The following is an 11,000-nucleotide window of genomic DNA, read 5'->3' as shown; positions in this document are numbered from 1 at the left end:
CCCGCAGCGAAGCGCGAGCGCAGCGCGGCCGTGACGCGCACGCCCTGGCGGTGGGTGGGGTTGCGATCCTCGCCCGCAGCGAAGCGCGAGCGCAGCGCGGCCGTGACGCGCACGCCCTGGCGGTGGGTGGGGTTGCGATCCTCGCCCGCAGCGAAGCGCGAGCGCAGCACGAGCGGGGAGTTCCGCAGGACGGTGAGGACGGCGTTGCGATCCTCGCCCGCAGCGAAGCGCGAGCGCAGCCGACCCAGCGCCTCGCCGGCGACATCTGGCAGGAACTGTTGCGATCCTCGCCCGCAGCGAAGCGCGAGCGCAGCGGCGTTCGTGCTGCGGGACCGCATAGGGGGTGTTGTTGCGATCCTCGCCCGCAGCGAAGCGCGAGCGCAGCGAGCGCGTCTCGGATGGCGGTCTGCCGGGGACCGGCGTTGCGATCCTCGCCCGCAGCGAAGCGCGAGCGCAGCTCGCGCAGACCATCATCGACCTCTACGGGGGACTCGTTGCGATCCTCGCCCGCAGCGAAGCGCGAGCGCAGCTGAACATCCACACCTTCGCCGCCGAACGCGACATGTTGCGATCCTCGCCCGCAGCGAAGCGCGAGCGCAGCCGGTGCCCCGTGGCTACTGGGCGCGGCCACCTCCGGTTGCGATCCTCGCCCGCAGCGAAGCGCGAGCGCAGCGGGACGCCTGGTTCGACGAGGTGACGTTCACTGGGTTGCGATCCTCGCCCGCAGCGAAGCGCGAGCGCAGCTGGAGCGTCGTGTCGGTCTCGCCCTTCTGGAGGAGTTGCGATCCTCGCCCGCAGCGAAGCGCGAGCGCAGCAGTGACAGAGGTTTACGCAGCTCAGCGGTGGCCACGTTGCGATCCTCGCCCGCAGCGAAGCGCGAGCGCAGCGCAGTGGTACCGCTGTGATCCGCCGTCGACGTTTCCGTTGCGATCCTCGCCCGCAGCGAAGCGCGAGCGCAGCGTGAACCCGGTCCCGGTCGGCCACATGGCCACCGCCAGTTGCGACCCTCGCCCGCAGCGAAGCGCGAGCGCAGCGTCCTGCACCTGCCCGGATGGTGCGTAGTGAGACGGTTGCGATCCTCGCCCGCAGCGAAGCGCGAGCGCAGCCGTTCGAGCGCCTCGGCGTCGCGTCCGGCGGCCCGGCAGGTGTTGCGATCCTCGCCCGCAGCGAAGCGCGAGCGCAGGGGCGGCGTGGCGGCCGGTGGCGGCGTTGGTGAGGGTGTTGCGATCCTCGCCCGCAGCGAAGCGCGAGCGCAGGCCTGGACTATCCGGCACGTATCGAGGGGGACGATAGTTGCGATCCTCGCCCGCAGCGAAGCGCGAGCGCAGGAAGCGGTCGCCGCGAACGCCCGCCGCGCCACCGAGTTGCGATCCTCGCCCGCAGCGAAGCGCGAGCGCAGGGTTGTTGAGCTGCTGAAACTCTGGCTAGTGCCGTAGTTGGGCGGGACTGCACGCCGCGTTTCAGCGTTGTTTGTCCCCTATGGGGCTTGAGAACGGTTGGCGTGTCGCGTGTGTGCTTGGGGTTCCTAGATCACTAGCGGGCCTCGGTGGTCGAGGTGTGTGGTGATGCCGAGGTGTTCGACGTTGTCTAGTGCGCCTTGGGGGAGTTTGTAGATCCGGATGTTGTCGGTTTCGGTGCTGATGGCGTCGGTGAGGGCGGCGGTGAGTTTGAGTCTTTCGATGTCGCTGCAGACGACTTCGAAGACGGAGTACTGGACGCGTTGTCCGTAGCCTTCGCAGATTTTGGCTACGCGGCGCAGGCGTCGTTGGCCGGCGCGGGTGGTGGTGTCGACGTCGTAGGTGACGAGAAGGTCCATCAGGCTGGTGTCCAGGGGAGGTATGTGTCGAGGTCTCCGCGTAGGTGGCGGGCGAGGATGCGGGCTTGGACGAGGGGCAGTAGGGCGGCGGGGATGTCGCGGTCTAGGTGCTTGTGGGGCCAGGTGCGGGTTCTGCTGTGTTGCCAGGCGTTGAGGACGGCGCGGCGGCCGTCGTCGGTGAATCGCACGGCGCCGGCGGGGAGGTGTTCGAAGTGGTCGTCGGTGATTTCTTTGCGGTTGATGAGTGTCAGGGCGAGGCGGTCGGCCAGGAGTGGGCGGAACTCTTCCATGAGGTCGAGGGCTAGTGCTGGTTTTCCTGGGCGGATGGCGTGGAGGTAGCCGATGTAGGGGTCGAGACCGGCGTTTTCGAGGGCGCCGTGCACGGCCACGCGGAGCATGCCGTAGAGGAAGGAGAGCAGGCAGTTGACGGGGTCGAGGGGTGGTCGGCGGGTGCGGAGGGTGAAGGTCATGCCGGTGTGGGCGGCGATGAGGTGTGGGAAGGCGTTGAAGTAGTCGCGGGCGGCGGTTCCTTCGATGCCCAGGAGGGTGTCGATGTTGTCGGCGTCGGGGAGTTTGGGGAGTAGCCGGGCTTGGTTGTCTGCGGCTTCGCGGGTCTTGGTTTGGCGGGTGCCGGTGAGGTCGCGGGCGGAGCGGAGAAGAACTTGCCGGCTGTTGTGGAGTTTTCCGGCGAGGAAGGCGCGGGCGATGTGCAGGCGCGCGGGGGTGCTGTTGTGGGCGTTGTGCTGGGCGGTGCGCAGGAGTGGGTTTCCCGTGGTGGGGCCGCTGATGCGGGCGAGGAAGCGGCCCATGCCGGTCAGCCAGGTGACGCCCCGGCCGTCGGCGGCGCAGCGCAGGGTGAGGTCTTGGGAGATGTTGGCTCCGCCGAAGAGCACGATCTGGTTGAGCCGTGTCAGGGGCAGGCGGCGGGTGCGGTCGTCGTCGGGGTGGTGGATGCGCAGGGCGTCACCGTCGAGGTGGAGGCTGGTTCCGGGGGTTTGGACGTAGAGGGTGTTGTGGAGTTCAGTCACGCCATGTCCCTTCAGGGCGGGCGCGGAATAGGTCGATAGTGGTGGTGGGGTGCTGGGTGAGTTCGGGGAGGCATTCTTCTTTGAGGGAGCACCGGCGGCAGCGCTGGTCGTTGACGGCCGGCGGGAGTTGTTGGCTGGCGAGGAGTCGGCGGATGGCGGTGGCCGCGGTGATTGCCCGGGCGACTAGTTCGGGGGTGATGTCGACGTGGTGTCGTCGGCGTTGGCTGGTGGAGTAGATGTAGCCGTGGTCGACGGTGTAGCCGGCTTCGCGGAGGCAGATCGCTTGTCCGGCGAGTTGGATCTCGGCGGGGCTGCCGGTCCGGTAGCGGGAGATCTTGTATTCGACGGGGATCGCTGTGCGTCCGGTGATTTCGACGAGGTCGCAGATGCCGTGGAGGCCGTGGACGTCGCTGTAGACGGGTAGGGATCGGATGGTGGTGGTGCCGTGTCGAGTGGTGGTGCCGGGCAGGTCGACGGTGTGGTGGGCGAGGTCGCCGCGGACGGTGTCGATGTTTTCGGCCCAGATTCCTTCGATGTGGATCAGTCCGCTTTGGCGGGGGCAGTAGGCGTAGTGCTCCAGCGCCGACAGCGGGATGCTTGCTTGGTCCTCACTGCCGGCGCTGGTGGGTGGGGTCATGGCCACAGGTCCACGAGAGTGGTGCAGGTGATGCCGGTGGGCAGGTCGTCGGTGGCGATGGTGCGGGTGTAGTCGGTGTGGCGGCGTGCGGGCTTGTCGGGGTTGGTGGCTTTGACGTCGATGCGGCTGGTGAGGGAGTGGGCGCTGGCGGCGCCGAGGCTGTTGGGGTGGTTGAAGACGTAGAGGCCGCAGAGTTTCATCTCGCCGCGGGTGGCCGAGCGGTCGTGCTCGAACATCATTTCGATGGATTGCCAGAGCACGGCGAGGTCGTCGCCGGTGATCCCGGTCTGTGCGGCGCGGGGGGCGGAGTAGAACAGGTGGGCCCGGTAGAGGCCATAGGGGACGGTCCACTTGCTGCCCATCTCGGTGGACTCGCCTTTGTCGATGTCTTCTTGTTTGGTCTGGGTGACGCGGGTGATGGCGTGTGTGGTGGGGTCGATGGGGTCGACGCTGCGGGCGAAGGTGAGCTGGACGGGTCCGTAGATCTGTCCTGCGCCGCGGCCTTTCTTGCCTTCGACTTTGGCTCCGGTGGACAGAACCGCACCGAAGGTGCGGATGTCGAAGTAGTGGTCGCAGAGCCAGGTGCGGGCGTCGGCAGGGTCGCCTGCGGACTCTTTGAGGGCTTTGTCGATGCGGGTGTTGAGGGCGTGGCCGGCTTCGACGAATATCCCGTAGCGGGGGTCGTCGCCTTTGAGGAGGGACACGGTGTTGCGGATCTTGCGTTTGATGGCGACGTCGGTGACCAGGCCTTCGCCGGTGGTGTCGTCGATGCGGGGCTGGTTGGCGCCGTCGGGGTCGCCGTTGGGGTTGCCGTCGGTGACGTCGAAGTAGATGACGACGTCGTGGCGAATGGCCGGGTCGAGGTGGGCGTTGGTCACTGCTGGGGTCCTTCCGGGGCGGTGTTGGTGCTGGTGTCGGTGTCGGGCTTGGGAGCGAAGCGCGCGTGGCGCTGGTGGTGGTAGCCCAAGACGAAGTGGTGCTGCTGGGCGGCCATGGCGGTGCGGTGAGCGCCGCCGGCGTGGGCGAGTTGGTCGGTGAGTTCGTCGAGTTGGCGGGTGATCCAGACACTGCGGGCGGGGCTGTGTCTTTGGATGTTCTTCAGCCAGGCGGGGGCCAGTCGTGCGCCTGCGGTGAGGGCTCGCTGGGGGTTGGTCATGGCGCCGGCGAAGTACTTGTGGGTGAAGGTGGTGTTGACGCCGTCGGCGCGGGTGGGCTTGTCGTCGGTGCCTTTGCGGGCTGGGTTGCTGGCGGCCCATTGGAGGTATTCGTAGGAGGCGAAGAGGCGGCCTGCGATGAAGCCGGGGCTGGTGGCGAGGTCGGTGTTGATGCTCATGTGCTCCTCGGTGCGGTATCGGGGGTCGTTGCGGCGGACGCAGAGTTGGACGAGCGCGGCGCGCAGGTCGTCGACGCGTCCATCGCGTCGGATCCGGTGCAGGATGTGGCGGGACAGGCCGGAGGGCAGGCGTTTGGCGTAGAGGGCCGCTTCGAGGAGACCCCGGTAGACACCGTCGGGACGGTCGGCGCCTTTGGCGTCGAAGCGGGCGTAGCCGGTACGAGCGGAGCCCTCAGTGGTGGTGGCCAGGCCGTCGCCAAAGCGACCTGCGGCCAGGGCGAGGCGCCCTAGTCCGGGATAGGTGAAGGCCCCGGGGGCCTGGCCGGGGACGGCGATGTCGGTGAACCAGCGTCCGAGGTTGTGTTGGACCTCGGTGAGTGGCATGTCGACCCAGTTGCGGATCATGACGCGGGCGACGTTGCCGCCGATGGTCAAGGCACAAAACCGTTCAAGGATCGCGGTGTCAGCCGCCTCGACGGTGGCGGCTTGGCCTTTGTTGGCCGCGGCGATCAGGGCGTGGACTTCGTCGAGGTGGTCGTCGGGGTGGGCGTAGACGTCGGCGTCGAAGTCACCACCGGACGGGACCCACCAGATCATGCGGGAGTCGCCGCCGAAGGTGCTGTGGTCACCGTCGCCGAGCAGGGCCTCCAGGGAGTCCATGACTTTGAGACCACAGGTCTCACAGATCGGGGTGTGTCCCAGGCCGGTGGCCTGCTGGAATCCGTGAGTTGACTTGTTGACGCTGATCAGCGAGGCGCTTTGGGTGGCGCCGGGGACCAGGCGGACGGGAAGCTGCCGCGGGATGGTGTTGAGCAGCGCCCCAGGTCGCGCGCACACCAGGCACAGGCCGACACGGCCGCTTCCTTTGCGGGTGGCGGCCACTGTCGCCCAGAAGGTCCTCGCCGACGTCGTTGCCGCAGCTGGCCGTCCGTCGACGAGGATTTCGACGAGGTCCCCACGTGACCACTTGTCTGGTTGGGTGACCAGGGTTGTGGTGGCGTTGGTGTAGAACGCGGCGATCGCTGGGGCCGGGCCGCCCGGGTCGGCATGTGCCCATTGCTGGTTGAGGGCGATGAACGCTTCGTGGCAGGCGGCGACGCGTTCGGGTTTGACCGAGACCTTCGGGTCGTCGGTGACCCAGCCCAGGACGTACTCGATGGTGTCGGTGGCGATCGCCGGGGCGATCCCGGAAGTCTTGGTGACCGAGGGGACGGTGCGTGGGATACCGCGGTTGGCGGCTTTGCCTTCGCCCGAAAGTTCGGTGAGCTCGGTTGAGGCGAGCGATCCGTCGCCGTTGAGGTCGAGGACCCATCGGACCGGTTTGGTGGCGTAGAAGGGGATCTGCTGGTCGTCGTCTTCGCCGGCGCGGAACTGGATGAGGCGCTGCAGCAGCATCAGACGACCCCTGCGGGTACCGGGATGCCCTGGGCGGGGATCCACAGCACGCCACGGTCGAGGACCGCGGTGAACCACGAGTGCGTGGTGCCGTCGTAGGCGACGGTGTGGGGCATGATGCCGAGGTCTTCGCTGCGGTTGATGGGTGCGATGTCGGCGTCGATGGGCCCGAAGTCGGCGCTGAACTCTTTAGCACCCAGGTAGGGCTGCTGGAAGCAGGCGCCACGCTTGACGCGTCGCTGGAACTGGTCGCGGTAGGCCGTTACCGGCTTCGTCGCGTGCGGCTGGGTGTGGATGAGGGCGTGGATCCGGTAGGCGACATCGCGCAGGCACACGGCGTTGCGTTGGTCGCGGGTGGCGGCGGTGTCGATGCGGCGGATGCCTTTGGCGGCCTCGCGCAGTGGGGCCACGTCGTGGGTTTCGTTGCGGCGGACGGTGAACTGCCTGATCGGTGCCAGGACTTCGATCGCGGCTATCTGGTAGCGCATCTCGGGCTTCCAGAAGATCGCCTCGAGGACTCCTTTGGCGGCGCTGGGCGGCATGACGGGGTAGGTGAGGCGTTCGGCCTTGAACTCCGGTCGGGAGAACAAGGCGCCGGGGCCGCTCACCTGCACCGCTACCGGCAGGTTCCGTTCAGCGTCGCGGGGCAGCCTGGCCAGGAAGTCGTGTCTGTTCATATCGTCAGGTCCTCCACTGTCAACTCCAAAACCATTCCGGTGATCTCGTCGTAGTCGCCGTCCCACTCCACGAGGGAGCCGACCTGAGTGGGGTCGCCCAGCACGGGAAGCAGCCGCATCGCGACCACAGGGTCGCGAACCGCGCCGGCATGCAGGGTCGTGGTGTAGGGCTGCAAGGCCCGCAGGCCGTCGCCGACGTCACGGCCGGCGCGGACCTGGACGATCAGGTCCTTGACACGCTGGTACTCGCCTCGCCCGCCGTCGTCGGCTTCGCTGTCGCGGGCTGCTTGGGGCACCAGGATCGAGATCTGGTCGTCGGTGATCATCCGAAACGCCTTCGTGCGGTCCCGTGCGCCGGTGGCGTGATCGGTGACCGGGCCGTCGGTGACCGACTGGAAGTCCAGCCGGCGGCGATGCTTCTGGACGGTCTTGCCGACCCCGTCGGATCCTTCAACATCAAGCCGGTCGTAGACGTCTCCCCAGTACGCCAGGTGCGCAGCGGCGTCGGTGAGATCTGCCCTCCCGGGCCCGAACCGCACAGCGGTGCGCGACGCCAGTGTTCGCGCGCCCGGCGGGACGCCCCCGTCGACGGGATCGAAGATGACCAGCACACCGCCGCCGGCGAGGAGTCCTTCCCTGTTGACCCGGCCGGCGCACTGGACATAGGAGTCCGCTGCGCCCTTGGCCCGGTATCCCTTCGGGAAGTCCACATCCACGCCGGCCTCGATCAGCGACGTCGACACCAGCAGCACCGGCAGTCCTTCCGCCAAGCGCTGACGGACACGCCGCAAGACACGGCGGCGATGCGCCGGGGCCATCCGCTTCGACAGATGCCAGGCCGCCTTGAGGCCCATGGCATTGCGCCAATGCTCGGCAACGACCCGCGCGTCCTTGGTCAAACCGACCACGACCAGCGCGGAACCATCGGCGGCGGCGGCTTCGGCGACCTCGGCCAACGTCGGCCGCTCACCGGCCCACCACACATATCGCACGCGCCCAGCCACAGGCGCCATCGCGGCCGGATCCACCGAGATGTCGGTGAACGCGAAATCCTGGAACGGCCCCAGGTGCCAGAAGTCAGGTTGTGTCGCCGTCGACAGCAGCACCGTGCACCCGAAGTGCTCCACCAGGATGCGCAGCCCGTCGAGGATCGGCACCAAAAGCCGCGGAGGCAGAGCCTGGACCTCGTCGAGCACGATCACCGAGTTGGCCAGGCGGTGGACCTTGCGCATCACCGAGGGTTTGCGACCGAACAGCGAGTTGAACAACTGCACCGTCGTGGTCACCACGAACGGCGCATCCCAGTTCTCCGCGGCCGTACGCTCCCACGGCGCATCGGCCCGGGCACGGTCGATGTCGACACCACTGTGATGCTCCAGCACCACCTGTTCACCGGGGGCCGCCAGCAAGTCCCGGTAGACGCCCGCGTTTTGCTCGGTGATGGTCTGGAACGGCACTGCCACGATCACGCGCTTGTGCCCATGGCGTGCCGTGTGGCCAAGAGCGAACCCGCCCGCCCCGATCGTCTTGGCCGCACCGGTTCCCGCCGCGACGCGATACATCCCCCGCGGGCCTTCAGCCGCACTCACGCACGCGTCGTAGAGCGCCTCACGAGCGGCGTTCATCGGCGAAGCCGCCCGCTCAGGATGCTCAGCGGCACGCTCCGCGAGATACCTGCGGCGGTTGCTGGTGTACCGGTCAGCCAGAACCGAGAAATCAGCCACCGGCCGCAGCAGCGGACCCGGACGCGACGAGAAATGTGCCTCGGTGTCGAGGAAATCGGCGTCGCACAATGCACTGAAGACCATCCGCACCGCCAGATCGAGGACGGTACGGCCCGGAAACGACGGTAGATCGATCTTTAGTGCGGCCGCTTCGGGAAGGAAGTCGTTGAGCCGGGAACGGGCGTCGGCCATGTTCGCGATCGCATCGGAACTGAGGTTTGCCACAGCCAACCTTGCGGTCTTGTCGGCGGTCAAGCCGCCATGGTGGCCGTGCAAGGTCAACGCGAATGGCCCCAGCCCGATCTCAGTTCCGAGCTGGTACCCCAGGCTCTTATGGTCCAGCCCCACCGGACCAGGTATTCGCTCGGCACGCAGCAGCCCAGTCTGCCAGGCACAGCCCGCCTTGCCGCAATCATGGAGAAGGCCAACGGCATAAGCGATCTCGCTGAGGCCAAAGGTGGCAGCGAACCTCGATGCCAGCTCCCCCACACAGATCGAATGATCACGAAGAAGATGACGAACTTTATTTGGGTTCGCACTGTGCGCGAATAGGCTCAATCTCGCTCCTGACCTGGTAACCCGGCTCGGAGACTTTAGGCGCCCGGTCTGATAAGAGCAGCGGACAGGATGTGCGACATATGTACGAGGCGACGGAAAGTCGCCCGCTCGCACACCTTGATCAGCAATACACGGGAGGAAAGATCGGCAGTATTCACACGCACTGTGAGCTGGTCTCGCCGTAGGACGGCAGTTTGGGTCGTGATCATCACCAACGAGGCAGCGTCAGGCCAGTTATTAACGCGTTAATAACGGTGCCGTCGCGCCAGCACTCCTGCGTCGAGAGCTTGCTGGTCACAATCCTCGCTCCTGACGAAGCACGGGTGCAGGCGTCATCGTTGCTGAGGCCCTCGGGTCGGTCTTGTGCGATCTTCGCCCTGACGAAGCACGGGCGCAGTTCGTGCAGGATCAGCGAGATGGAGGAGCCGGGGGTATTGCGATCCTCGCCCGTGGCGAAGCACGGGCGCAGCGTCTGGACGACAAGACAGGCATCCACGACTGGGACAAGTTGCGATCCTCGCCCGTGGCGAAGCACGGGCGCAGCGCGAGCCCGACCGGCGCGTCATCGGACTCGTGCGCGTTGCGATCCTCGCCCGTGGCGAAGCACGGGCGCAGCGCACACGCTGGCCGCCCAGCGGGTCCGCTTCTCTGGGGTTGCGATCCTCGCCCGTGGCGAAGCACGGGCGCAGCTGGAACACGACGAAGAGGATCGCGGTGAGGCTCGGGTTGCGATCCTCGCCCGTGGCGAAGCACGGGCGCAGCTGAGGGAGCCGCTGAAGCGCATGGGGAACTGGAGCGGGTTGCGATCCTCGCCCGTGGCGAAGCACGGGCGCAGCGGAGGCTGCCAGCCAGCCCCGGGCCCGGAACCCGCTGTTGCGATCCTCGCCCGTGGCGAAGCACGGGCGCAGCGGCCGCACCTACCGGCAGCTCACCCCGAAGGGCAAGTTGCGATCCTCGCCCGTGGCGAAGCACGGGCGCAGCCCGCTTCCCCGGCGAAGACCGCTACACCCTCAACGTTGCGATCCTCGCCCGTGGCGAAGCACGGGCGCAGCGGCCGCACCTACCGGCAGCTCACCCCGAAGGGCAAATTGCGATCCTCGCCCGTGGCGAAGCACGGGCGCAGCCCACCGGCCGATGTGGAGCCCGCCCCGGCCGACGAGTTGCGATCCTCGCCCGTGGCGAAGCACGGGCGCAGCGTACTCGCCAGCGCTGTCGACGTGCTTGATCTCGTCGTTGCGATCCTCGCCCGTGGCGAAGCACGGGCGCAGCGGAAACCCGCACGGACGCCTCCGCTACCGACCCGAAGTTGCGATCCTCGCCCGTGGCGAAGCACGGGCGCAGCGTTCGGGACGCCCCAGATCACGCTGAGCGCGCCGAGGTTGCGATCCTCGCCCGTGGCGAAACACGGGCGCAGCTCGACCAGCTCAAGGCCGGCGAGCTCGACAGGTAAGAGTTGCGATCCTCGCCCGTGGCGAAGCACGGGCGCAGCGCGGAACTGGGCCGACTGGCTGAACTCCGCCAAAGAGTTGCGATCCTCGCCCGTGGCGAAGCACGGGCGCAGCGGGCACCTCGACGTCAAACAGCGATACCGCGACCTCGTTGCGATCCTCGCCCGTGGCGAAGCACGGGCGCAGCGGTTCGGGGGAACACCAGCGACCTTCGGGGGAGGAGTTGCGATCCTCGCCCGTGGCGAAGCACGGGCGCAGCCGTCAGGGTTCCCAGGCGGCGGTGGTGCACCACCCCGTTGCGATCCTCGCCCGTGGCGAAGCACGGGCGCAGCGGGTGCCAGCTGGATACCGCCCAGCGCGGTCAGGGGTTGCGATCCTCGCCCG

7 protein-coding genes and 2 CRISPR repeat arrays are annotated in these 11,000 nt (G+C 67.7%); all 7 genes read right to left on the bottom strand.

The window, feature by feature from the left end:
- Nucleotides 1–59: 59 nt before the first annotated feature.
- A CRISPR array of direct repeats spans nucleotides 60–1,400; the repeat unit is 36 nt; unit sequence GTTGCGATCCTCGCCCGCAGCGAAGCGCGAGCGCAG.
- A gap of 125 nt (nucleotides 1,401–1,525) precedes the next feature.
- Genes cas2 through AB0I28_RS23800 form a run of 7 tightly spaced genes read right to left on the bottom strand, consistent with a single transcriptional unit; the run spans nucleotide 1,526 to nucleotide 9,282 of the window.
- Entirely contained in the window at nucleotides 1,526–1,816 is a 291-nt protein-coding gene (gene cas2, locus AB0I28_RS23830; protein ID WP_357496695.1) for a CRISPR-associated endonuclease Cas2, read from the bottom strand.
- A complete protein-coding gene (gene cas1c / locus AB0I28_RS23825; protein WP_357496693.1) occupies nucleotides 1,816–2,844 on the bottom strand; it encodes a type I-C CRISPR-associated endonuclease Cas1c in 1,029 nt (342 codons plus the stop codon). Before cas1c ends, cas2 begins: the two co-directional genes overlap by 1 nt.
- Nucleotides 2,837–3,481, bottom strand: coding sequence for a CRISPR-associated protein Cas4 (cas4, locus tag AB0I28_RS23820; protein WP_357496691.1), 645 nt, complete (start codon nucleotides 3,479–3,481; stop codon nucleotides 2,837–2,839). The genes cas1c and cas4 overlap by 8 nt, the downstream gene beginning before the upstream one ends.
- Nucleotides 3,478–4,359 (bottom strand): type I-C CRISPR-associated protein Cas7/Csd2, encoded by an 882-nt coding sequence (cas7c, locus tag AB0I28_RS23815; RefSeq protein ID WP_357496689.1) that lies wholly within the window; start codon nucleotides 4,357–4,359, stop codon nucleotides 3,478–3,480. The genes cas4 and cas7c overlap by 4 nt, the downstream gene beginning before the upstream one ends.
- Complete coding sequence (locus AB0I28_RS23810) at nucleotides 4,356–6,209, bottom strand: type I-C CRISPR-associated protein Cas8c/Csd1 (protein ID WP_357496687.1); 1,854 nt, start codon at nucleotides 6,207–6,209, stop codon at nucleotides 4,356–4,358. The genes cas7c and AB0I28_RS23810 overlap by 4 nt, the downstream gene beginning before the upstream one ends.
- Nucleotides 6,209–6,886: a type I-C CRISPR-associated protein Cas5c gene (cas5c, locus tag AB0I28_RS23805; protein ID WP_357496685.1), complete on the bottom strand. Its 678-nt coding sequence runs from the start codon at nucleotides 6,884–6,886 to the stop codon at nucleotides 6,209–6,211. The genes AB0I28_RS23810 and cas5c overlap by 1 nt, the downstream gene beginning before the upstream one ends.
- Entirely contained in the window at nucleotides 6,883–9,282 is a 2,400-nt protein-coding gene (locus AB0I28_RS23800; protein ID WP_357496683.1) for a CRISPR-associated endonuclease Cas3'', read from the bottom strand. The genes cas5c and AB0I28_RS23800 overlap by 4 nt, the downstream gene beginning before the upstream one ends.
- A 179-nt stretch (nucleotides 9,283–9,461) precedes the next feature.
- Nucleotides 9,462–10,948: direct repeats of the CRISPR family, unit length 37 nt; unit sequence GTTGCGATCCTCGCCCGTGGCGAAGCACGGGCGCAGC.
- Between the last annotated feature and the right edge of the window lie 52 nt (nucleotides 10,949–11,000).

The sequence above is a fragment of the Phytomonospora sp. NPDC050363 genome (assembly GCF_040655735.1).
In the GTDB taxonomy this organism is placed as follows: Bacteria; Actinomycetota; Actinomycetes; order Mycobacteriales; family Micromonosporaceae; genus Phytomonospora.
Note: the sequence above shows the minus strand (reverse complement) of the source record. Positions and strands in the feature narration are given on the sequence as shown.